This is a genomic window from Rhizobium ecuadorense (genome assembly GCF_001187535.1).
Classification (GTDB): domain Bacteria; phylum Pseudomonadota; class Alphaproteobacteria; order Rhizobiales; family Rhizobiaceae; genus Rhizobium; species Rhizobium ecuadorense.
This window is the reverse complement of record NZ_LFIO01000834.1, coordinates 1-207: the sequence shown is the minus strand read 5'-3', so window position 1 is coordinate 207 and position 207 is coordinate 1. Positions and strand designations below refer to the sequence as shown.

The 207-nt window shown below is 58.9% G+C and carries 1 protein-coding gene; it reads right to left on the bottom strand.

The genetic code is table 11. The features are described 5' to 3' along the window. Positions 1 to 207, bottom strand: a 207-nt coding sequence (locus AF337_RS14515; protein ID WP_152971081.1) for an efflux RND transporter permease subunit, incomplete at both ends; no start/stop codon positions are given.

Here is a 207-nt window from a genome sequence, read left to right as displayed (position 1 = left end):
GCGTCGCATACCGCGTGTACCAGCGTCCAGTCGTGCCACGTATGAGACGGGTGTATCCCCGCATCAGCAGGCTGTCATTGTCGTGATGGTCTTCCATGCCGTCTTCGGCGCGCATCAGATAAGCGGCCATCATCGGGGTGATCAGTCGCGCAACCATCAGCGAGAAGAAGACGGAGAAGGCGACGGTCAGACCGAACTGGATGAAGT